Source organism: Hymenobacter siberiensis, assembly GCF_018967845.1.
Taxonomy (GTDB): Bacteria; Bacteroidota; Bacteroidia; order Cytophagales; family Hymenobacteraceae; genus Hymenobacter; species Hymenobacter siberiensis.
Genome location: NZ_JAHLZZ010000001.1, coordinates 245,438 through 267,303, shown reverse-complemented (window position 1 = coordinate 267,303; position 21,866 = coordinate 245,438). Strand labels below are relative to the sequence as shown.

General features: G+C 61.4%; 18 protein-coding genes. 12 read left to right on the top strand and 6 right to left on the bottom strand.

Annotated elements, in window-relative coordinates; genetic code table 11:
* Positions 1-187: 187 nt before the first annotated feature.
* Positions 188-394, top strand: a complete 207-nt coding sequence (locus KQ661_RS01180; RefSeq protein WP_216678976.1) for a hypothetical protein — start codon at positions 188-190, stop codon at positions 392-394.
* A 156-nt stretch (positions 395-550) separates the two neighbouring features.
* Here the strand turns inward: KQ661_RS01180 and KQ661_RS01175 are convergent, their stop codons facing one another.
* The 3 genes from KQ661_RS01175 to KQ661_RS01165 all read right to left on the bottom strand — a co-directional run bounded on the left by KQ661_RS01175 (position 551) and on the right by KQ661_RS01165 (position 5,635).
* The gene (locus KQ661_RS01175; RefSeq protein ID WP_216685437.1) at positions 551-3,562 is read right to left on the bottom strand and encodes a protein O-mannosyl-transferase family; all 3,012 of its coding nucleotides are present in this window, start codon (positions 3,560-3,562) and stop codon (positions 551-553) included.
* A gap of 233 nt (positions 3,563-3,795) precedes the next feature.
* On the bottom strand, positions 3,796-4,413 hold the full coding sequence (locus KQ661_RS01170) for a T9SS type A sorting domain-containing protein (RefSeq protein ID WP_216678974.1): 618 nt from the start codon (positions 4,411-4,413) through the stop codon (positions 3,796-3,798).
* A gap of 463 nt (positions 4,414-4,876) precedes the next feature.
* The gene (locus KQ661_RS01165; RefSeq protein ID WP_216678973.1) at positions 4,877-5,635 is read right to left on the bottom strand and encodes a biotin--[acetyl-CoA-carboxylase] ligase; all 759 of its coding nucleotides are present in this window, start codon (positions 5,633-5,635) and stop codon (positions 4,877-4,879) included.
* Positions 5,636-5,702: 67 nt separating this feature from the next.
* On the opposite strand from KQ661_RS01165, the gene rsfS reads away from it, so the two are divergent.
* The 8 genes from rsfS (at position 5,703) to KQ661_RS01130 (ending at position 15,251) form a co-directional block, all read left to right on the top strand.
* Entirely contained in the window at positions 5,703-6,083 is a 381-nt protein-coding gene (rsfS, locus tag KQ661_RS01160; protein ID WP_216678972.1) for a ribosome silencing factor, read from the top strand.
* A 250-nt stretch (positions 6,084-6,333) separates the two neighbouring features.
* Positions 6,334-8,448, top strand: coding sequence for an ATP-dependent zinc metalloprotease FtsH (ftsH, locus tag KQ661_RS01155; RefSeq protein WP_216678971.1), 2,115 nt, complete (start codon positions 6,334-6,336; stop codon positions 8,446-8,448).
* Between the two features lie 90 nt (positions 8,449-8,538).
* A complete protein-coding gene (locus tag KQ661_RS01150) occupies positions 8,539-9,192 on the top strand; it encodes a LutC/YkgG family protein (protein WP_216685436.1) in 654 nt (217 codons plus the stop codon).
* Positions 9,193-9,329: 137 nt separating this feature from the next.
* The gene (locus KQ661_RS01145) at positions 9,330-10,112 is read left to right on the top strand and encodes a UDP-2,3-diacylglucosamine diphosphatase (protein ID WP_216685435.1); all 783 of its coding nucleotides are present in this window, start codon (positions 9,330-9,332) and stop codon (positions 10,110-10,112) included.
* Between the two features lie 202 nt (positions 10,113-10,314).
* Entirely contained in the window at positions 10,315-11,166 is an 852-nt protein-coding gene (locus tag KQ661_RS01140; protein ID WP_216685434.1) for a hypothetical protein, read from the top strand.
* A 114-nt stretch (positions 11,167-11,280) separates the two neighbouring features.
* Positions 11,281-12,072 (top strand): alcohol dehydrogenase catalytic domain-containing protein, encoded by a 792-nt coding sequence (locus tag KQ661_RS01135; RefSeq protein WP_394369601.1) that lies wholly within the window; start codon positions 11,281-11,283, stop codon positions 12,070-12,072.
* A gap of 66 nt (positions 12,073-12,138) precedes the next feature.
* Positions 12,139-12,441: an MDR/zinc-dependent alcohol dehydrogenase-like family protein gene (locus KQ661_RS23005; RefSeq protein ID WP_394369600.1), complete on the top strand. Its 303-nt coding sequence runs from the start codon at positions 12,139-12,141 to the stop codon at positions 12,439-12,441.
* Between the two features lie 56 nt (positions 12,442-12,497).
* Positions 12,498-15,251 carry a S8 family peptidase gene (locus KQ661_RS01130; protein WP_216685433.1) on the top strand — a complete coding sequence of 918 codons (2,754 nt, stop codon included), beginning with the start codon at positions 12,498-12,500 and terminating at the stop codon, positions 15,249-15,251.
* 266 nt (positions 15,252-15,517) lie between these two features.
* Here KQ661_RS01130 and KQ661_RS01125 read toward each other — a convergent pair whose 3' ends face one another.
* Positions 15,518-16,327 (bottom strand): M57 family metalloprotease, encoded by an 810-nt coding sequence (locus KQ661_RS01125; protein ID WP_216678965.1) that lies wholly within the window; start codon positions 16,325-16,327, stop codon positions 15,518-15,520.
* Between the two features lie 479 nt (positions 16,328-16,806).
* Here KQ661_RS01125 and ricT point away from each other — a divergent pair, with 479 nt between their 5' ends.
* Both ricT and KQ661_RS01115 read left to right on the top strand, forming a co-directional pair.
* Positions 16,807-18,468, top strand: a complete 1,662-nt coding sequence (gene ricT / locus KQ661_RS01120; RefSeq protein ID WP_235726906.1) for a regulatory iron-sulfur-containing complex subunit RicT — start codon at positions 16,807-16,809, stop codon at positions 18,466-18,468.
* A gap of 36 nt (positions 18,469-18,504) precedes the next feature.
* Positions 18,505-18,996, top strand: a complete 492-nt coding sequence (locus KQ661_RS01115; RefSeq protein WP_216685431.1) for a gliding motility lipoprotein GldH — start codon at positions 18,505-18,507, stop codon at positions 18,994-18,996.
* Between the two features lie 92 nt (positions 18,997-19,088).
* On the opposite strand, the gene KQ661_RS01110 is transcribed toward KQ661_RS01115, so the two are convergent.
* Positions 19,089-19,280, bottom strand: a complete 192-nt coding sequence (locus tag KQ661_RS01110; protein ID WP_216678962.1) for a cold-shock protein — start codon at positions 19,278-19,280, stop codon at positions 19,089-19,091.
* A 191-nt stretch (positions 19,281-19,471) separates the two neighbouring features.
* On the opposite strand from KQ661_RS01110, the gene KQ661_RS01105 reads away from it, so the two are divergent.
* Complete coding sequence (locus KQ661_RS01105) at positions 19,472-20,692, top strand: hypothetical protein (protein WP_216685430.1); 1,221 nt, start codon at positions 19,472-19,474, stop codon at positions 20,690-20,692.
* Positions 20,693-20,784: 92 nt separating this feature from the next.
* Here KQ661_RS01105 and KQ661_RS01100 read toward each other — a convergent pair whose 3' ends face one another.
* Entirely contained in the window at positions 20,785-21,681 is an 897-nt protein-coding gene (locus KQ661_RS01100; protein ID WP_216685429.1) for a hypothetical protein, read from the bottom strand.
* Between the last annotated feature and the right edge of the window lie 185 nt (positions 21,682-21,866).

Sequence of the window (21,866 nt, the reverse complement as noted above, 5' to 3'; positions counted from 1 at the left end):
AAAAGGGTCGTTGCTTAAATGAAAATATCCCGAGCGGTTCTCACTTGCGTAAACTTGAGAGTAAGTAAGTACCAAGCCATTAGCTTTTAGCTGATAGCTGTAAGCCTTTATTCTCATAGCCAATTGATTACGCCGGTCTTATTGTTCGTTTAATTAGGGCTTAGCACTTAATAAACATCGTCTTTCCATGTCTCTCCGCCTCGACCGCACCGCGTTTCACGCCGGCACCCACGCCGAAACCGAAGCCTGCCACCGGGTGCAGGAGCCCGCCACCCTGGCCGAGCGTCTGCGGGTGGCCATGTACCTGAACAGCGTGGCCTTCAATTTCGACCTCAACAACCCGCCCCGACTGGACCGCACGGCGTTTTCGTGCCGCGCCCACGCGGAGCACTAGGAATGGGCAGTTTCGGCCGTAGCGCGAACTTTTAGTTCGCGTCCCCGTGCCGTTGCAACGATTGATGTTTGGGGACGCGAACTAAAAGTTCGCGCTACTAAAAAGGCCGGCCCGCACACTGCGGACCGGCCTTTACTCATTTACTCACTTACCCATTTACCGCGGGTAGTACTGGTTCATCAGGCCCAGGGCTTTTTCGCTGCGGGGCTTGTCGCCGGCCATTTCGGCCGCGCGGTACACGCTTTGCAGGCCCAGGAGGTAGCCGCGCTGGTCGTCCTCGAAGAGGCTGCCGTCGGGCTTGGTGGCGTAGTAGGCCAGCATCTGCTCCGAGCGCTGGGTCATGGTGTCGAGAATCTGGTCGGCTTTGGCTTTTTCGCCACCTGCCACCAGGGCGGGCACCAGCTGGGGCGAGTAGTAGTCGTAGGGAATCGTGTTGTCGGGCATCAGCTCCAGAGCTTTGTCGGCCACTTCCTTGGCCTTGGCCACGTTGTTGGACGCCAGGTAGGCATTGGCCAGGCGGGCGAACTTGTCGCGGTAGTTGGCCGGGAAGCGCAGGTTGTTTTCGTCGTAGAAAATCTTCGGGTTTTGCAGGCCGCGGTAGCTGAAATCCTTCAGCAGGCGCTGGTAGGTGAGGTCTTTTTCCACGTAGCCTTCGTCGCCGGAGCGGGGGTCGTAGTTGGGGTCCTTCAGGGGCAGCAGGCGGTAAGCCATGCCTTCGAGCTGGAAGTAGGGCTGCAGGTTCATGTAGTCGCTCGGGGCCACGGTGCTGCTGAAGTAGATGGGCCGCTTCCAGTTATTGGTGGCAATCATGTCCAGAATCACCAGGTTTTTCTTCTCGATGGCGCGCTTGCCCATGCTCCACTCCATCTTGCTCACGAGCTGGTTTTCGCGGCCTTTGGGGATGATGCCGAGCTTCTTCACGGCCACGGTATCAATCGGCAGGAAGAAATTAGGCGTGGGGAAGCTCATCATCATCGGGCCGTTTTCCTGGTACTGCACCTGCAGCAGCGGGTTGTTGCTCTTCACCAGCTCAATAAATTCCTTGAGGTTCACGCTGGGCACGGCCGGGTTGGCGGCGAAGGGCAGCATGTCGTTGGTGCCCTGGGCGTAGGCTGCCGCCGGCATCGAGATGGGGAAGGGCTGCGAGAGGTAGGAGCGGCGCTTCATCTGGGCAATGTACCAGTCTGTGTTCAGGTAGCTCAGCACGGCCACGCGCACGTCGGTCCGCACGCCTTCCACCTCCTGGGCGTACCAGAGCGGGAAGGTGTCGTTGTCGCCGTTGGTGAACAGGATGGCGTTCGGAGCGCAGCTATTCAGCAGGTTCTTGGCCGAGTCCACCGAGTTGTAGCGGTCGGAGCGGTCGTGGTCGTCCCAGCCCTGCGCGGCCATGATGCCCGGAATCAGCAGGCCCACGGCCAGGGCCAGGCCGGCCCGCAGCCCGTCGGCCTTCACTACTTTGCCAAATAATTCGGCCAGTCCCAGCACGCCCAAGCCTATCCAGATGGCGAAGGCGAAGGTGGCCCCGGTGAAGGTGTAGTCACGCTCACGCGGCTCGCGCGGCGGCTGGTTGAGGTAAATGACAATGGCCAGGCCGGTCATCAGAAACAGCAGGCCGGTCACCCAGGCGTCTTTGCTGTCGCGTCGGCTCTGGAACCATAGGCCGATGAGGCCCAGAATGAGCGGCAGGGCCAGAAAGTTGTTGTGCGCCGGGCTCTCGCCGATGCGGGGGGGCAGCGCCTTCGCGCTGGGGCTGAAGGGCGTAACCACGCCCGCCTGCTGCACGTCGGACTCGCGCCCCACGAAGTTCCACATGAAGTAGCGCCAGAACATGTGGCCCATCTGGTAGCGCAGCAGGAAGCCCAGGTTCTGGCCCATGGTGGGCTTCACGCCGTCCTGAATATCCACCCACTTCTTGTAGTTGGCAATCTGGTCGGGCTCGTAGCTGTAGATGCGGGGCAGCAGCATCTTGTCCTCGTCGCGGTACACCGGCTCCTGCTGGCGCGGCATAATCTCTTTGTAGGTGTTGGTCTTGGGGTCGCGGGCGTAGCGGGGGGCACCCTCGGCGTAGTCTACCGGCTGGGCGTTGAACTGCGGGCCGTAGAGCAGGGGCCGCGAGCCGTACTGCTCGCGCTTGAGGTAGCTCACGAAGGAGAGCACATCCTCGGGGTCGTTTTCGTTGATGGTGGGCTGAAAGGAGCTGCGAATCGGCACAATCAGGTAGCTCGAATAGCCAATCAGGATGAACGTGAAGCACAGCATGGCCGTGTTCAGCAACTGGCTGCGGCGCTGGAAAGAGAGGCGGAAGCCAAACCAAATCAGCCCGATAAACACAATCAGGAAGATGAATAGGCCCGAGTTGAAGGGCAAACCCACGGTGTTGATGAAGAACACCTCGAAGTTGCCGGCCAGCGTGGGCAGGCCCGGAATGATGCCCACCAGGATGGACCCCACGATAATCATGCTCACCACCATCACGATGATGCCGCCCTTCAGCGAAGGATTAGCAGTGCGGCGGTAGTAGTAAATGAAGCCCAGGGCGGGCAGCGTGAGTAGGTTCAGCAAGTGAACCCCGATGCTGAGGCCGATAACGTAGGCAATCAGAATGAGCCACTTATCCGAATCGGCTTCGTTGGAGTGCGCCTCCCACTTCAGCATAATCCAGACCACGGCTGCCGTGCACAGCGCCGACATGGCGTAAACTTCGCCCTCCACGGCATTGAACCAGAAGGAATCGGAGAAGGCAAAGGCCAGTGCGCCCACCACGCCCGCGCTCAGAATGAGCAGGCTTTGGTAGCCGCTGGGCTCAATGGCTTCGGCCGCCAGGCCGCTGTTGCCCGTGGCATCGCGCAGCACCATTTTGCGGGCCATGCGGGTGATAATCCAGAACAGAAACAAGACCGTGAAGGCGCTGCTCAGGCCCGAGAGGGCGTTGATGAGCACTGCGACTTTGGTAACGTCGCCAAACGAGAACAGCGAGAACAGCCGGCCCAGCAGCAGGAAGGTGGGCGCGCCCGGAGGGTGCGGCACCAGCAGCTTGTAGGAGCAGGCAATGAACTCGCCGCAGTCCCAGAACGAAGCGGTAGGCTCCAGGGTGAGCAGGTAGGTAGCGAAGGCAATGGCAAACACGAGCCAGCCGACGAGGTTGTTCAGGCTTTTAAAGGAGCGCATAGAAACGAATGGGACACAAGACACCGGCAAATGTGCAAGCCGCACACTACCGGAAGAAGCAACGAGCAAATCGGTGAAAAGGCAAAAGTAGGCAATGCACCGTTGCACTGATGCTTGCACGAAACCAATTCGGGCTAGAAACACAAAAAGCAGCCCGGGGCTGCTTTTTGTGTTTCGGGTTTCTGACGGCTCGTTGCTGGTTCCTCGCGGCTGGTTGCAAATCAGCAGCCGGCTCAGTTCTGCAGCACGAGGCGTTTGGTGCTGGCCACTTTGCCATCCACCAGCAGGCTGTAGAAGTACACGCCGGTGCGCAGCTCGCTCAGGTCGAGCGCCATGCCGGTGGCGGTCAGCTCTGGTTTAAGGGCTACGGTGCGTACCTCCTGGCCGATGATGTTGCTCAGGCGCAGCTGGTAGCTCTGGCCGGCTTTCTGGCTGAGCTGCACCGTAACCTGGCCACGGCTGGGGTTCGGATACACGCTCAGCGCGGCGGCCAGGTTGGGGTCGATTGTGGCCGTGACAGTGCTCACGATGAGGGTGCCCACCATGCCGGAGTGAACGGTGCAAAAAAACGGATAGGTGCCCGCCGTGAAGGTTGCCGCCGGAAAGGTTTTGGTGGGCGTGGCTGGGTTGATGGTGAACGTGACCCACTGAGCCGCAGCCGTTGGGTGGGTGTTCGAGCCGATGTTTTGAAAAACCAGCACGTCGGTGGGCGCCATGCGAATGGTGGTGGTGCCATCCGGCCCCCGGTAAAAGTTGTCGCCCACCTGCACCGTAATGGTGGCTGCGAAAGCAGAAGCGACCGAGAGCAGCAGCGCAATCATGGGTACTGCCAAACGAGTAAAGAGTTTCATCACAAATGCAAAAAGAAGAAGAGGAGAAAAATAAGGACTCTGCCACAAGGACAAGCACCGTGCCGGGTTGCCCTGCTGGCCACCCAATCAACGCTAGCCGAAGCGTTTCGGTTTGATAGACTGACAAAATACCCAAAAGTTGAATGCCGGCCGCAAGCAGAACGTGGCTGACGGGCGACGGCCATTACCTGTCAGAATTATTATCCTGAAATAAATCACAAACCCTGGATGCCTAAAAGGCTGCCAGGGTTGCCAGGTGTGCCGTTAAATTCTAGCGTCGTCGCCCTCCGCGTGCGCCTCATCCCCCGGCCCCTTCTCCGAAAAGGAGAAGAGGTGCGTTCAACGAGCTCCAGAACTGCTTTTAGAGCAGACCTTTATAGCTCCCCTTCTCCTTTTCGGAGAAGGGGCCGGGGGATGATGCCCCCGGGTAGGACGACGCGAGAACCTAACAGCTCCAGGGTTGCTAGGTGTGCCGAATTTCCTGCAGGCCAAACCGCCGCAGCTCGTTGCCAATGGCCACGGCCAGCCGGCCATCCTCTTCCACCCCGACAATCTGGCCGCTTACCGTTTGCCCGTCGATAATGAACGGATGAGTTTCCTGGTAGCGGTACAGCGCCTGCAGGTAGTCGCGCCGCAGGGTGCCCACCTGCCCGGCCCGCAGCTGCAGGTAGCGCCGCTCCAGGCACTCCAGCAGGCGGGCGGCCAGCGCCTCGCGCGGGTAGGCCCGGCCGGTAAGCAGGGAAAAGGAAGTAGCCGTGTGCAGCTCAAAAGCTTGCTGATTGATATTCAATCCAATACCAATGATGCTATATTGAATTTTTGAGCCGCTCAGGCTGTTCTCAATCAGAATGCCGCCCAGTTTTTGGCTGCCATAATACAGGTCGTTGGGCCACTTCAGCTTCAGTTTGGGGTCGGGGCCGAGCAGGGCCACGGCCCAGTCGTGCACGCCCAACGCCACGGCCTGGCTGAGGCGGAACTGCTCGGTGGCGGCCAGAAACGTGGGCTGCCATACCACCGAAAGCATTAGGTTTTCGGCGGGGGCGGCCACCCACTGGTTGCCGCGCTGGCCCCGGCCGGCGGTCTGAAAGTCCGTTATGACGGTACAGCCCTCACTGGCCCGATTTTGGACTATCAAAGTTTGAGCCTCCGAATTAGTCGAGGGGCAGGTCGGCAGCCAAACTAATTGCTGGCCCGTGAACAGGGTTTTTGGAGTGACAACCACGGCCTTCTTTCGCGTATCGTTAACTTCGTAGACTTTCGGCTGTAAAGCTCACACCTAATAAGACAATATGAAAAGCACGTTGGTCCGTCAGGATTCAGACACATTGGCAGATTTGGTCGTTCGCGGCATGCAGGATAAGAAGGCAGCCGACATCGTGGTGCTGAATTTGAAGGAATTAAAAAATGCCGTTGCCGATTATTTCATCATCTGCTCGGCAAACTCCGATACGCAGCTCGAAGCCGTGGCCCGCTCGGTGGAAGAAGAAGTCGAAAAAGTAACCGGCGAAAGCCCCTGGCAAACCGAAGGCCGCACCAACCGCGAGTGGGTGCTGCTCGACTATGTCGATGTGGTGGTGCACGTTTTCCTGCGCGACCGCCGCAAGTTCTACGCGCTCGAAGAGCTGTGGGGCGATGCCAACATCAGCTACATCGAATCGGAGCCGGCGTAAGGCGGTTGGTCTGAAAGGGCCGAAGAAGAACGTCATGCAGCGCGCGGCGAAGCATCTTTACCGCGCAACGCAATTCAATTAAAAGGAATTACTGCTGCGGCAAAGATGCTTCGCCGCGCGCTGCATGACGTTCTTTTTACTACACGAAGTAAAATAAAACCGCTCCCTCTCCGTCTTCCTTTCTGTCGAACATTTATTTTCGACGCGGTGTTTTACTTCTACCTATAATCGGTTTTAAGTAGCTATTTTCATGTCGGATAAAAATCTGAATAATAAGAAGAAGAAGCCCACCGCCCCGGTGCCCAACCCGCGGCCGGGCTTGCAGCTGTGGGTGCTGGCGGGCCTGCTGGTGTTTTTGTTCGGGGTGATGTGGGTGAACAACCTCAACTCGCCCGCCAAAATCAACCAGCAGCGCTTCGAGAGCATGCTGGCGGCCGGCGATGTGCAGGCAGTAACCATAATCAGCAACCAGAAAATGGTGGAGGTGACGCTTAAGGAAGCGGCCCGCGCCAAATACAAGCAGGAGCTCACGCGCCGCTCGCCCTTCGGGGGCGAGGGGGTGGGCTCGCAGTTCTACTTCCCGGTGGTAGATGCCAAGCTGTTTCAGGAAAACCTGGATGCTTTGCAGAAAGACGTGCCCTCGGCCCAGCGTCTGCCCCTCAACATTGAGGAGCGGTCGAGCCCCGGTGACTACATCGGTACCTACGGCTTCATCGTTCTGATGATTGTCGGCTTCTGGTTCCTGATGCGCCGCATGGGCAGCGCCGGCGGCCCCGGTGGCCAGATTTTCAGCATCGGCAAAAGCAAAGCCGCCTTGTTTGAAGGTGGCGATAAGGTGAAAATCACCTTCAAAGACGTGGCCGGCCTCGAAGAAGCCAAGGAGGAAGTGCAGGAAATTGTGGAGTTCCTCAAGAACCCCAGCAAGTTCACCATCCTCGGCGGTAAGATTCCGAAGGGCGCGCTGCTAGTAGGCCCTCCCGGTACCGGCAAAACCCTGCTGGCCAAAGCCGTAGCCGGCGAGGCCGACGTGCCGTTCTTCTCGCTCTCGGGTTCCGACTTCGTGGAGATGTTTGTGGGCGTGGGCGCGGCCCGGGTTCGTGACCTGTTCAAGCAGGCCAAAGCCAAAGCGCCCTGCATCGTCTTTATTGATGAGATTGATGCCGTGGGCCGTTCGCGCAGCAAGGGCTCGATGCCCGGCGGCAACGACGAGCGCGAAAATACCCTGAACTCGCTGCTGGTGGAAATGGACGGTTTCGGTACCGACTCCGGCGTTATCATCCTGGCTGCCACCAACCGGCCCGATACCTTGGACTCGGCCCTGCTGCGTCCCGGCCGCTTCGACCGGCAAATCAGCATCGACAAGCCCGATATCAACGGCCGCACCCAGATTTTCCAGGTGCACCTCAAGCCGCTGACGCTGGGCCCCGACGTGGATGCCCGCCGCCTCTCGGCCCAAACCCCGGGCTTTGCTGGCGCTGAAATTGCCAACGTCTGCAACGAGGCGGCCCTTATCGCCGCCCGCCGCGACAAGAAATTCATCACCGACCAGGACTTCACCGATGCTATCGACCGCGTGATTGGCGGCCTGGAGAAGAAGAACAAAATCATCTCGCCCGGCGAGAAGCGCATCGTGGCCTACCACGAGGCCGGCCACGCCATTGCGGGCTGGTTCTTGGAGCATGTGGACCCGTTGGTGAAAGTGAGCATTGTGCCCCGTGGCGTGGCGGCGCTGGGCTACGCCCAGTACCTGCCCAAGGAGCAGTTTCTTTACAATACCGAGCAGCTGATTGATGAGATGTGCATGGCCCTGGGTGGCCGCGCCGCCGAGCAGCTGGTGTTTGGTAAAATCTCGACCGGTGCGCTGAGCGACCTGGAACGCATCACCAAGATGGCTTACTCCATCGTGACGATGTACGGCATGAACGCCAAGCTCGGCAACGTGTCGTTTTACGACTCGAAGGGGCAGAGCGAGTATGGCTTCTCGAAACCTTATTCGGAAGCTACCTCGCAGATGATTGACGAGGAAGTGCGGACCATCATCGAAAGTGCTTACGTTCGTACCAAGGAGCTCCTCACCGAGCGCCGTCACGAGCTGGAAGTGGTAGCCAAGGAGTTGCTGGAGAAAGAAGTGCTGCAACAGGAAGACCTGACCCGCCTCGTGGGCCCGCGCCCCTTCGATACCCAGACCAACTACCAGGCCCACATGGCCGGCACCGACCGCAGCGAAACGGCTAGCGAAGTACGCGGCGAGCTGGCTGCCGGTGGCACCATCAGCAGCGACCTGCCCGACCTGAACCTGCCCGGCCTTGATGGCAACACCAGCAATGAAGCCCCCGGCGCCAGTGGCAGCGCCGTAGCTGGCTAGTAACACAGTGCCATAAACTGAAGCTTACGGTCCAATTGGAAAGCCAGCCTCTTATGGGGCTGGCTTTTTTTATGTTATTACTTTTGCGTCATGTCCGAATCTTCCCGCGATGCCGTTTTAGTCCGAATCCGCCAGGGGCTGGCAGCCGGCCCCGCGCCGCTGCCGCCCCGGCCCGATTTTGCCACCCCCGTGCACCCGCCGCTTAGCAACGCCGACGTGGTGGTGGCATTCGCGGAGCGGTTCCAGCAGGTTGGCGGTGAGTTTTACTATTGCGAAGACCTAGCCGAGCTGTCCACGCAGCTGGCAGCTTACCGGGAGCGGCAGCAGGTGGGCGCGCCCTACGTGTGGGAGCCTGATTTGCAGGCTGTACTGCAGGCCGCCGGCGTAAATTTTCGTGCTGACGAAGCCGGTTTCGTGGCCAATGCCGACCTGAGCCTTACTTCGTGCGAGGCACTGGTAGCCCGTACCGGCAGCGTGCTGGTGTCGGCCGCTACGGCCAGCGGCCGGCGGCTGAGCATCTACCCCGACCAGCACCTGGTGCTGGCCCGCCCCAGCCAGGTAGTGGCCGAAATCGGCGATGCGTTGCGCGTAATACAGGAGCGCTACGGCGCGGCCCCGCCCTCCATGGTTTCGCTCACCAGCGGCCCCAGCCGCACGGCCGATATTGAAAAAACGCTGGTGCTGGGCGCGCATGGCCCGCGCCGTATTGCGCTGTTTTTGCTTGAGGAAGAGGGTGAGATATAGAAGTAGAACGTCATGTCGAGCGCAGCCGAGACATCTCGCTCGCATCGTTGAGCAGTTTTGATTACTTAATTCACGCGAGATTTCTCGGCTGCGCTCGACATGACGTTTAATGACGGTTTAGATTACTTGTTTCCTGAATGAAGTCACCCCATTTACTTTCTGATATTATCCTGCCGCCCGGCAAACGGGTGTACTTCGCTTCCGATTTCCACCTCGGCGCGCCCAACGCGGCGGCTTCGCTGGAGCGGGAGAAGCGCATTGTGCGCTGGCTGGATGTGGTGGCGAAGGATGCGGCGGCTATCTACCTGCTGGGCGACTTGTTCGACTTCTGGTTTGAGTACAAGCACGCCATTCCGCGCGGGTTCAGCCGCTTGCAGGGCAAGCTGGCCGAGCTCACGGATGGCGGCCTGCCCATCACCATCTTCACCGGCAACCATGACATGTGGATGTTCGGCTACTTTACCCAGGAAATGGGCATTCCGGTGCTGCGGCAGGAAGTTTCGCAACGGATTGGGGATAAGCTGTTTCATATTGGCCACGGCGACGGGCTGGGACCGAAGGATTACAGCTACAAAGCGCTGAAGCAGGTATTCACCTCGGGCGTGGCGCAGTGGCTCTTTGCCCGGCTGCACCCCAATTTCGGCATCGGCATGGCCAATAAGTGGAGCCGCCGCAGCCGGATGCAGGCTGGCAAGGACGATGCCGTGTATTTCGGCGATGAGGAGTGGCTGCTGCAATACTGCCGCGCGCTGGAAACGCGCATGCACCACGACTACTACATTTTCGGCCACCGCCACCTGCCGCTGGATGTGGAAGTAGCCCCCGGCAGCCGCTACGTGAACCTGGGCGAATGGGTCAATTATTGCAGCTACGGCGTGTATGATGGCAACGAGCTGGCCTTGCGGCATTTTGAGCAGTAGCGCCGGGCGCTGGCTGGCGCGCGTCTGTGACGCGCTGCCCACTGGGTTCGAGCCTGCGGCTCGGGCATTGAATGCGTTTGCAGACGCAACTATGGACCGAGCCGCAGGCTCGAACCCAACCGGCACGCGTCGCAGACGCGCGCCAGCGGGAGCGTTTCTCCTTTTTCTCCTGCTCACCGCCGCTGCCCATGCCCAAACCACCGTGCCTTCTGCCGCCTCGGCCGCGCCGGCCGCCATGCAAATCGTGGCGCCCGTGCAGTCGGTTCCGCAGCCGCCGGTAGATGCGACGGCCGCGCCCACCGTGGCCGCCTGGAAACTGCTGCGCCTCATCCGGCTGCCCAACCCGGGCGCGGCTTCGCTCGACCGGCGTGGTGCGCTCTACGTGGCCGATGCCGATAACAACCTGCGCCAGTACGGCCCCGAGGGCTTGCCCCTGAATACCTACGCGCCCGCCCAGCCCGGCCACGTGGCTCAGGTTGAAGCCTGGAATGTGACCAGTACGCTCGTATTCAACGACGACCGGCAGCAGCTGGTGCTGCTCGACCGGTTCCTGTCCCTCATCAGCGAGGTGCGGCTGGGCGATGTGCTCGATGGCACGGTGCGCGTGGCCACGCTGGCCCCCGATAATTTCATCTGGCTGCTCGATGAAAGCACGCTCATCCTGCGCGAATTCGACCCCAATACCCTACGCGCGGTGCAAAGCACCCCGCTGGACCTTATTATTGGCCGCTCGCGGCCCGATTTCCGCTTCATTCGTCAGTACCAGAACAATACCTACCTCGTGGACCGCAGCACGGGCGTGTATGTATTCGACAACCTCGGTAACTATAAGAAAAAGCTGCCCTTTCCGGGGCTGAGCACAGTGGGCTTCCGGGGCGATGAGCTGTACTTTCTCGAAGCCGGGGCCATCCACTTCTTCCACCTTTATAACCTGACCGAGCGGCGCGTGGCCCTGCCCGCTGGTACCGACCCCGGCGCGGTGCGGCAAGTGCTGGTGGGCGGAACGTACGCGTATATTTTCACGGCGGCGGGAGTAGCGGTGTATCAGATGTAAGGGGCCGCCATAAGGTTGATGCTATTGGCCAGCCGAGCCGAACCGTAGTAACCCGCCTGAAAAAGAGGCCGTTAGCCAGGGAGTTTACGCTCTCTCACTTCTAATGGCCTCCTTATGAAAGCTCTCCGAATTCACGGCATGCGTGATGTCCGCGTTGATACCGTGGACGACCCCAAAATCCACGAAAGCCGCGATGCCATTATTCGCGTTACCAGCACGGCCATTTGCGGGTCTGACCTGCACATTTACAACGGCAGCCTGCCGCAGCCTACGCCCCAGACGCTGGGCCACGAGTTCATGGGCATTGTGGAGGAAGTGGGCAAGGGCGTGACCAATCTCAAGCGGGGTGACCGCGTGGTGGTGCCCTTCCCCGTGGCCTGCGGCCATTGCCTGTTCTGCAACCACGACCTGCCCGGCCACTGCGAAAACTCCAATCCCGACCATTACGGCCCCGAAGGCGGCCTGATGACTGAAAAGGGCGGTGCCCTTTTTGGCTACACCGACCTCTACGGCGGCTACGATGGCGGCCAGGCCGAATACGTGCGCGTGCCCTACGCTAACAACGGCCCCCGCATAGTGCCCGACAACCTGACCGACGAACAGGCACTTTTCCTTACCGATATTTTCCCAACGGGTTATTCCGGCATCGACTGGGCAGGGGTGAAGGGGGGCGAGATAGTGGCCATTTTTGGCGCTGGCCCCGTGGGTATTATGGCCGCTAAAAGCGCCTGGCTGCGCGGGGTCAGCCGCGTTATCATCGTCGATACCCAGCAGTACCGCCTCGATATGGCCAAAAAATCGGCCAATGCGGAGGGCATCCTTTGGGAAAGCCACAAGCAAGTGGTCGACGAAATCAGAAGCAAAAGCTACGGAGCCGATGTGTGCGTGGATGCCGTGGGCTTCTAGCCTGACCGTAGCATAGGTGACCGCGCAAAGTCGGTTATCAATCTCGAAAAAGGCTCCGACAAGGTGGTGCTGGCCTGCATCAGCGCCGTGCGTCGGGGCGGGTTCGTGTCCATCCTGGGGGTGTATGCCACGCCGTTCGATAACTTCCCGTTGGGCCAGATTTTCGATAAAGGCATTATTATCCAGGCCGGTCAGGCGCCCGCCCACAAGCATATCGACAAGCTGATGCAGTACGTTTCCAACGGCGACGTGAAGCTCGACGACATCATTACCCACCGCCTGCCGCTCTCGCAGGCCCCGCACGGCTACGACATCTTCCGTCACAAAAAGGACGGCTGCGTGAAAGTGGTGCTGAAGCCGGGCGAGTAAGCGCTGCCATTAATTGACCCACAAAAAAGGAGCCTGCGTTCGTGGGCTCCTTTTTTATGGGTCGAATTCTGCTCAACATCAATAAAACAGATTGCTTTATCTTTGGCGAGGCCCGCCCCGGCGTGGATTATCCATTCCAAATTGCGAAGTATATGACGCGAGCCCGGCGTGAAGTGGTATCTGGTTCAAAAAATCTGGGACGTAGTGGTTGGGCGCTGCTGCTGGGACTGCTGCCGCAGCTGCTACTGGCCCAAACGCCCGGCGCGCGCGCCACGTTGGGCAAGCTGGCTCCCGGGCTGCAGGCCGTCCCCGCCGCGCAACAGCCCCGCCCGTTGCGCATCCGCGTGGCCGATGGCCCGGCGTTTCGGCAGTGGGCGCGGCAGCACCTTCCGGCTGCGCGGGTAGCGCAGGTAGGGAACGACGCCCGCACGCTTACCATCACTGGCCTCACGCCAACCCAGCTGGTGGCCGCGCCGGGCGTAGAATTCGTGGACGTGGCCGACCGCCGCGCCCACGAGGAGCGGTACCTGGGCAATTCCGACTTGTCGGTAAACACCATTTCGGCGGTGCATGCCCGCTTTCCCGACCTGACCGGCCAGGGCCTCACGGCTTCGGTGAAGGAACTGCCCTTCGACCCCGACGATATTGACCTGAAGGGCCGCGTGGTGGCCCTCGGCGCATTTGCCAAGCCATATTCTGACCATGCTACGGCCATGGCCACGCTGCTGGGCGGGGCCGGCAACTCCGACCCGCTGGGCTGGGGCGCGGCCCGCGCCGTGCGGTTAGCTACTTCCGATTTCGCCCGCCTGCTGCCCGACGATGCTGCTCAGCTCACCCAGGCCGGCGTGTCGGTACAAAACCACTCCTACGGCGTGGGCATCGAGAATTATTATGGCCTCGAATCGCAGGCCTACGACCAGCAGACGCAGCTGCTGCCGCAGCTGCTGCACGTATTCTCGTCGGGCAATGTAGGGTCGGCGGCCAGTCCCAGCGGTACTTATCAGGGCATCGCCCGGTTCGCCAACATCAGCGGGCAGTTCAAGATGTCGAAAAATACCCTGACCGTGGGCGCTACCGCCCCCGGCGGGCAGGTGGCCGCCCTCAGCTCGCGCGGCCCGGCTTATGACGGCCGCATCAAGCCCGAGCTGGTGGCCTACGGCGAAGGCGGCTCCTCGGAAGCGGCCGCGCTGGTGTCGGGTGTCAGTATTCTGCTGCAGCAGCAGTACCGCGACCAGCACGCCGGCACCCTGCCACCCGCCGCCCTCGTCAAAGCCGTGCTCCTGAACAGCGCCGATGACCTCGGCACGCCCGAAGTCGACTACCTCAGCGGTTTCGGGCAGGCCGATGCGCTGGGGGCCGTGGGCACTATGCGCGCCGGCCGCTTTTTCGGCGGCAGTGCCAGTCAGGGGGCCGACCAGGTCTTCCGAATCACGGTGCCGGCCGGCCAGCAGCAGTTGAAGGCTACACTGGTCTGGAGCGACCCTGCCGCCAACGCCAACGCCGCCACGGCCCTGGTCAACGACCTCGACCTGGAGCTGGTGGCCGTGAGCACGGGCCAGCGCTGGCTGCCCTGGGCCCTGAGCGCCTACCCTCATGCCGACTCGCTGGCCCGCCCCGCCCGCCGCCGGCCCGACCACCTCAATAACGCCGAGCAGATAACCCTCACGCTGCCCGCCGCCGGTACCTACGAGCTGCACGTGCGGGGCTATGCCGTGCCACAGGGTTCGGAGGCATTCAATGTCGCCTACGAAATCAACGCGCCCGGCCTCACCTGGACCTATCCCGCGCGCCCCGATAACCTGCGCCCCGGCACCACCGCCAATCTGCGGTGGCAGTGGAGTGGCCCGCCCGCCGCCACCGCCCGCCTCGACTATCGCCCCGTGGGCGGCTCCGGCTGGCGCGTGCTGAATGCGGCCGTGCCGCTGGCCGACCGCCGCATCACTTTGGCCGTGCCCGATACCGCCACGCTGGCCCAACTGCGGCTGGTGAGTGGCGGCAGCGAGTTTGTATCCGATACGTTTACCGTTGTGCGCCTCCCCGAGGTGCAGGTTGGCTATGCCTGCCCCGATGAAGCCCTGCTGCAATGGCGGCGCATTCCAGGCGTGGCCCGCTACCAGGTGTACCAGCTGGGCCACGCCTACCTCGAGCCCCTGGCGCAAACGGCCGATACCTCTTTGGTACTGGGCCGGGCTCAATTATCGGGTCTTTACTACGCCGTGGCTCCGGTGATGAGCGGGCGCGTGGGTCAGCCAGGCCTTACCATTAATTACACCACGCAGGGCACGGCGTGCTATTTCCGCTCGTTTCTGCCCCGGCAGCTGGTCGATGAGACCATTCGTTTCGATGCGACGCTGGGCACGGTGTATCACCTGAAATCGGCCACCCTGGAGCGCCAGCGGCCCGACGGCACCTATGAAGCCGTGCAGACCATCAGCCCGGTCACCAGCACCATGCTGGCATTCGCCGACCAGCCGCTAGCCGCCGGCCGCTACCTCTACCGCGTGCGGCTCGACAACGCAGCCGGCCAGCAATTCTACAGCAATACCGAAGAAGCCTTCCTGCTGCGGGCCGGCCTCACCCAGGTTTATCCCAACCCGGTAACCGCTGGCCAGCCCCTGCAGCTGGTGGCCAATACTACCGGCGTAGTCATCGTGCAGCTCTCTGATATGCTGGGCCGCTTCCAGCGGGAAACCACCGTGGATGGCCGAATAAACGAGCTTGATACCAGCGGCCTGCGCCCCGGCGTGTACCTGCTGCGCGTGCAGGCGGAAGGGCAGGCACGACAGGTCGTTCGGGTGGTGATACAGTAAGCGCCTATTTGGATGAATTCTAAGTGGCTGCTTGACTGTGGATTCTTAAAAGTTTGTCATGCAGAGCATAGCGAAGAACCTTGCTACGACCGCACCGCATGCAGTACTTCGGGCGATGCGAGCGTGACAAGTTCCTTCGCTGCGCTCAGGATGACAGTGCGAACAGTTTGTTAGCTGCCAGCAAAATGCGGTTACAGAATAATGTTCAAACAAAATGCCCCGGCTCGTAAGAGCCGGGGCATTTTGTTTGAACATTCTAACCGGAGTTAATAGATGTAGTTCAGTGCCGTCAGGTCGTTGGCGGTGAAGGGGCGGTTCACGCCGTTGCCCACGCAGGCCAGCATCCAGGAGTTCGGTTCGGCCGCCGAAGGCGTACCGGGGATGAGAATGGCTCCCACCGTGCTGGCGCCTTCGTTGGAGGCACTGCCACCGCAGCTGTAGGCGCGGTTGTAGTAGTCGGTGTGGCGCATGCCGATGCAGTGGCCCATCTCGTGCGCCATGATGGTCGCAATGTAGTTAGTGTTCGAGCTGTTGATTACGTTGGGTACCAGGGTGAAGCCCGGTGCGGGATTGCCACCGCTGGGGAAGCCGCCCGACTGGCCCAGTACGCCCGTGCCCAGGTTCGACGAATACTTAACGGGCAGGTCGGCCGTGCCCGAGGTGATGCGTCGGAACGTTACTCGCAGGCTGGCCGCGTTGTAGCGCCGGATGGCCTCATCAATGGCTGTCACGTAGGCCGAGTTAAACGAGCTGCTGATGCTCACGGTGAGCACGCGCGGCAGGCTGCCCACCAGATTGGTGGTGCGGTACTGCTCGTCCTGGCCCACGCGGAGGGTGGAGTAGCCGGGGGCGCTGGCCAGCAGCTCCGGGGTCAGCAGTATATCGCCTTCCACAACGTAGCCGTCGTCAACTTTTTTTACATCCTGTGTGCTGAATCCCAAGGCTTTAATCTGAGCCATGGCATCCTGCGAAACAGCCGAAGGAGCTGCGGCGACTTCTTCTTTTTTGCTGCACGACGAGAGGGATAGAGTCGCGCCAGCCAGCGCCAGCAGTGGGAGAAGTCTGAAACTTTTCATAATGGTTTTTGGGATGATGATTTGGTGAAGAATGAGCGAATGTATAGGGCTGTAATTACAAATAAGAGCACTCATTCATTCGTATTTTAAAAATGGTTTAATCAAAATGCCTTTTTTTGGAATCTGAATGAGTTTTTGCTGATTTACATTGCAAAAAATGACAAAATCTTGTAAGTGTCAGTATAATAAACTATTGTAATAGTTATATGTATGAATTGGGGCACTGCAGCCGGTATCCGGGCTGGCCGTTGGGGGGTAGGGGGTGGACCAAACCCCGCCGCGAGCCCATCGGAAGCGCCCTGTGCTATTTGTGTATCTTTGCTAGGAACCGAATTTTCGCGAAAACCAGCTTTTCGCCCAACTATATAATTGTCTGACTTGTGGCTTGTGCATCATGTTCAACCGGTGGGGGCTGCGGCACCACCAAAGTAGGGGGCTGCGGCTCGAAGGGGGGCTGTAGCTCCGGCGGCTGCACTCGAATGAACGTCTTCGACTGGCTGCAGGACGTGGAAATCCCCGATTCCTTCGCCGGCTTCGACCTGGTGGAAGTGCGCTTCAAGGGCGGGCGTAAGGAGTTTATGCGCAACGACTTACGCCTGCCCCTCGTGACCGGCGACGCCGTGGTGGTGGATGCCGCCGGCTCGGGCTGGCACCTTGGCCACGTCTCGCTCAAGGGCGAGCTGGTGCGCCTGCAAATGCGCAAGAAGAAGGTGCCCACCGACTCCAAGGAAATCCGCAACATCCTGCGCGTTGCCACCCCCGACGACGAGGAGCGGTGGCAGGCCGTGCGCGACCTCGAAACCGGTACCATGTTCCGGGCCCGCGCCATGGTGAGCGAATTGCGCCTGCGCATGAAGCTGAGCGACGTGGAATACCAGGCCGACCGTACCCGCGCCCTCTTCTATTATTCTGCCGAGGACCGGGTCGATTTCCGCGAGCTCATCCGCCGCCTGGCCGACGAGTTCCGGGTGCGCGTCGAGATGCGCCAGATTTCGCTGCGGCAGGAAGCCGGCCGTATCGGCGGCCTTGGCATTTGTGGGCGCGAGCTGTGCTGCTCGACCTGGCTCACCGACTTCAAAACCGTGAGCACCACCGCCGCCCGCTACCAGAACCTCAGCCTGAACCCCCAGAAACTAGCCGGCCAGTGCGGCCGCCTCAAGTGCTGCCTCAACTACGAGCTGGACGCTTACCTCGATGCCCTGAAGGACATCCCGCAGGTTCAGCGCCCCCTCAAAACTAATAAGGGCGAAGCCTTTTTGCAGAAAACCGACATCTTCCGCCGCCGCATGTGGTTTGCCTTTAAGGGCGACAACAACTGGGTGATGCTGGACACGGCCCGGGTGAAAGAGCTGCTGGAAATGAATAAGCGCGGCGAGGTTATCGAAAGCCTGCTGCCCCCCCGCGAAGAAGCCCCCGAGCCCGAAGTGTCGGCCATTGTGGAAGGCTCGCTCGACCGCCTCGACGACAAAATAAAATCGAGCGCCAAGCGCACCAAGCGCAAGAAAGGCAAAGGCGAGAAAGAAGGCGAAACCGCCGAAGCCCGCCTCCCCCGCGAAGGCCGGGAGCTGCGCGAGCCCCGTGCGCCCCGCCCCGAGCGGGAGCCCCGCGCCGCCCAGGAACCCGGCACCGAGCCCCGCGAAGGCCGCGAGGCCCGCGAGCCTCGCGAAGGCCGGCCCCCTCGCGACGGCCGCCGCCCCGCCGGTGCCGCCCCCGCCGGCCCCCGCCCGCCCGAGCAGATGACCAGTCCCGGCCCCGGCGATGCCGACAACCCGGTGCCTGCCCTGGACGATACGGCCGAGCAGCGCGGCCGCCGTGGTGCCGCCGCCCGCCCCAGCAACCGCCGCGGCGGCCGCAACCGGACCGACGCGCCCCGCCCCGAGGGCGAAGCCGGCGAGCCGCGCCCCGAAGGCCCCCGCACCCGTCGCCCCGACAGCCCCCGCCGCGCCGATTCTACCGCCGGTGCCCCGCCCCGCCCCGCCGCCGAAGGCACGGGTGAGCCGCGCCCGCGCCGCGAGGGTGGCGAGCGCCGCGCAGAAGGCGGCGAGCGCCGCGAAGGCCGGGGCGGCCGCAACCGGCGCAGCGGCCGTGGCCCGGCCGGCGAAGGCGGTGCCGCGTCCGACTCGGCCCCGGCCGGCTCGTAATCAACGCCGTTTTGTTTTTGGATACCAGTTACTATTATGAATCAGCATTTTGCATGGAAGTTGGTGGTAGTAGGTGGGCTCCTGAGCCTGCTCACGGCCTGCGACCCCAACCGGGTTTTTGAGCAGAATACGGACTTCCCGAAGTACTCGTGGGACGTGCAGCAGAAGCCCGCCTTCACCTTCACTATTGAGGACACGACGGCGCGCTACGACGTGTTTTTCAACGTGCGCTATGCTTCAGCGTATGGGTTTTACAACCTGTACATGAAGCACACGCTCACCGGGCCCGCCGGCCCGGCGGGCCCGCCGCTGCTGCACCAAATCCTGCTGATGGACCCCAAAACCGGCGAACCCAAAGGCAGCGGCACCGGCGATATCTACGACCTGCAGGCCCTGGCGCTGCCCAACCAGCACTTCGCCAAACCCGGCAGCTACACCCTCACTCTGGAGCAGTACATGCGCCAGGACCAGCTGCCCGGCCTCATGGCTGTGGGCGTGCGGGTGGCCCGGCATGCGGAGAAAAAGTAAATGGATTGGAAATGGCTGCAATGCCAAAAGGCCGGCCTCACACAATGCGGGGCCGGCCTTTTTCTGTGACGCAAACAGCGCGGTATTGATTATTATACCCGGGTTACGTCCACGGCGTTGGGGCCTTTCTTGCCGGCTTTGATGTTGAACTGTACCCGGTCGCCTTCCTGGATTTCGTGGATGAGGCCGGTTTGGTGGACGAAGATTTCTTCCTCATTATCGTCGGCAATGATGAAGCCGAAGCCTTTGGTGTCGTCGTAAAACTTAACGGTGCCGGTAAGCATAAGCGTGGGGTAAGGGTAAAATGAATCGGGTTTTGATGCGCTGCACCTGGCCGGCCAAGGGCCAAAAAACCGAAGCGCGGCGGGCCGTTCCCGGACAAAGGTAAAATGGCACCACCGAAAATCGTGCCGATGCCCGCGCCCGACCCGCGCCGAAAACAACGGGTTCGGCCGTGCGTATAGGGAAGCAGCCTTTGGCTAATGCCCTCCACCTCTCCACTTATCAGCCCACCACCATGACCAACGCCGAAGAAAACCTGAACACCGAGCCCAACGACATCGCCGGCAACCGCATCGACGGGCCGGTGGGCAATACGGCCACCAAGCACACCCGGCCCGGCGAAGGCGTGGGCCCGCCCGGCGGCCCGCCCACCAGCCCCGCCGCTGCCGCGCTGGTATCGAGCGAAGCGCTGGCCGCCGCCGAAACCAGCATGGCCGCCGGAGCCGTGGACGCCGACGCCCAGCCCCAGGAAAATAAAGAAGCCAACCCCGCCGACCTGGTGCCCGAAGGCTCCTACGGCGGCAATTTCGGCAACGGCACCCAGGACAGCTACCAAGACCAGGACCGCCGCGAAAACCAGGACAGCGACCCCAACCGGGGCGAGTTTGGTGCCCAGGACCTGGGCGGCACCACCCACGGCGGCTTTGGCAACCAGAACCGGCTGGCCGATTACGAGCCCAACAACACCGCCGAGGACAACTACTACGGCGGCTCCGGCCGCCCCGGTAAGCAGGACAATTCCTACCGCAGCTACGACGGCCGCGACGAGCGCCTCGACAGCCGCACCGAATATGGTTTTGAGGCCGGTACCGCCACCGGCCAAACGCCTACCAGCGCCAATCCCCACGAAAACGACAACGGCTCGCCCAAAGGCCCCGGCAGTGGCTACTCGGCCGACTACGGCCATACCTCGCTCAACCCAAGCAACGCTACTGACCAGCGCAATGGCGCAGCGCCCGAAGTAGACCACCGCAACCAGACCGAGGACTACATGCCCGCCCAAAGCGGCACCGACAGCCAGGGCCGCCACGACCCGGAAGCCTACTCCACCAATCAGCCCGAAATGGCCAACCAGCGCGGCCAGGGCTACGGCGACCGAAACCGCGAACAGCCCAACAGCCTGCCCAATAACAACACCGGCGATGAGCGCAACGGCTACACGGCGGCCGGCGCTAACAAGGGCGATGTAGGGCAGGGCATCGGCTCACGCGGCGGCTCATATAACGATGCCTACGACGACAGCAAAGCCGGTAGTACTATGGGCTCGCCCGCCCAGGGCGACCAGCGCGCCGAAGACAAGGCCCAAAACTACGGCTTCGCTGCCCGCCAGGAGAATCGGAACAGCGAGGACGACAGCGCCGACCACGGTGCGCCGCGCCGCAACGCCGGCCGCGATGGCGCAGCTGACGAATAGGTGAGCAGTGAAATGGTGAGCTTGATGTTCGGACGGTGCAAGCAGTGCATCCGGAACATCAAACTCACCACCTCACCATTTCACTGCTCACCTTACCGGTGCACTTTCACGTTGATGTCGTACTGGTAGCGCGGCGGGCCGCCCAGCGGAATGGCGAAGAACGGCATGGCCTTTTCGTACTGGTCGGTCACGTAGAACACCATGTCGTTGGGCGCGGGCTTGGTGGATGTGAGGCGGAAATCGAGGCTGAGGCCGTGCTCTTTGGGCGATACCGGAAACACGCTGCTGGTCCACTCCCCGTCGCCGCTCATGGTGCCGGGCTGGCCGTTTTTAGCAATGCTGAACACGTTGAGCGTGGCCGCATTATCGGCGTCGAAGTTGCTTTGCTTGATGCTCACCACCTTGTCGTTCACGAAAGGGTAGAGGTGCACGGTGGTTTTGGTGGCCGTGGCCGGCAGCCGGAAGCAATACTCGTAAGTGAAGGCGTTGCCGCCCTCCACCGACACGTTGGCCGTGGGGCTGGTGCTGAAAAAGTAGCGGTACAGGTTGCCGTCGTTGCCGGTGAGGCCCCGGGCTACGAACTTGAAAACGCGGCCTTTAAATTCATTTACCTGCTCGCCCTCCAGCGGGTTCAGCGGGCCGAAGGTGTACCATTTGCCATTGTACTGCGGCTCATTGCCGAAGGTCTGGCTTTTGAGCAGGCGGCCGGTGGGCACGGGATTGGTGGGGCGCGGGTCGCGGGCCTGCGGGCCGCTGAAAGTGCCCGGGCCGCCGTAGAGGCTGAACGACGTGGTGGTATTGGCAGCGCCTTTCAGGTCGTCGTTTTTGCCGCCGCAGTCGGGGTCGAATACGCGGATGTAGACCGGGGCGCGCTGCGTTGAGGGAACTAGGAAGAAGAAGGTTTGGGTGAAATCATCGTCGCCCCACATCTTGTCTGACTGCGCACCGAAGGTGACCAGACTCTCGACCCGTTCGCCGGCGTTGGGCACCGCCTGGGCCTGAGCTTGCGGGGTTAACGCAAATGCCAGCGCAACCAGCGCACTACAATACCAAAAACATTGTTTTACCATGCAGCCAAGATACCAGCCCGAAACCAAATGCTGAGCTTGGCGGGGCGGAAATCCACCGTAAAGTATTCGGAATCCGCTGCTAAATTGTATGTTTACGACTCGTT

What these genes read in the sequence shown, in the direction of transcription:
- ricT (WP_235726906.1), top strand. Translation starts at nt 16,807, where the DNA reads ATGAACGTCTTCGACTGGCTGCAGGACGTGGAAATCCCCGATTCCTTC.
- KQ661_RS01125 (WP_216678965.1), bottom strand. Translation starts at nt 16,327, where the DNA reads ATGAAAAGTTTCAGACTTCTCCCACTGCTGGCGCTGGCTGGCGCGACT.
- KQ661_RS01130 (WP_216685433.1), top strand. Translation starts at nt 12,498, where the DNA reads ATGGGTCGAATTCTGCTCAACATCAATAAAACAGATTGCTTTATCTTT.
- KQ661_RS01150 (WP_216685436.1), top strand. Translation starts at nt 8,539, where the DNA reads ATGTCCGAATCTTCCCGCGATGCCGTTTTAGTCCGAATCCGCCAGGGG.
- KQ661_RS01145 (WP_216685435.1), top strand. Translation starts at nt 9,330, where the DNA reads ATGAAGTCACCCCATTTACTTTCTGATATTATCCTGCCGCCCGGCAAA.
- KQ661_RS01115 (WP_216685431.1), top strand. Translation starts at nt 18,505, where the DNA reads ATGAATCAGCATTTTGCATGGAAGTTGGTGGTAGTAGGTGGGCTCCTG.
- KQ661_RS01110 (WP_216678962.1), bottom strand. Translation starts at nt 19,280, where the DNA reads ATGCTTACCGGCACCGTTAAGTTTTACGACGACACCAAAGGCTTCGGC.
- KQ661_RS01170 (WP_216678974.1), bottom strand. Translation starts at nt 4,413, where the DNA reads ATGAAACTCTTTACTCGTTTGGCAGTACCCATGATTGCGCTGCTGCTC.
- KQ661_RS01175 (WP_216685437.1), bottom strand. Translation starts at nt 3,562, where the DNA reads ATGCGCTCCTTTAAAAGCCTGAACAACCTCGTCGGCTGGCTCGTGTTT.
- KQ661_RS01180 (WP_216678976.1), top strand. Translation starts at nt 188, where the DNA reads ATGTCTCTCCGCCTCGACCGCACCGCGTTTCACGCCGGCACCCACGCC.
- KQ661_RS01135 (WP_394369601.1), top strand. Translation starts at nt 11,281, where the DNA reads ATGAAAGCTCTCCGAATTCACGGCATGCGTGATGTCCGCGTTGATACC.
- ftsH (WP_216678971.1), top strand. Translation starts at nt 6,334, where the DNA reads ATGTCGGATAAAAATCTGAATAATAAGAAGAAGAAGCCCACCGCCCCG.
- rsfS (WP_216678972.1), top strand. Translation starts at nt 5,703, where the DNA reads ATGAAAAGCACGTTGGTCCGTCAGGATTCAGACACATTGGCAGATTTG.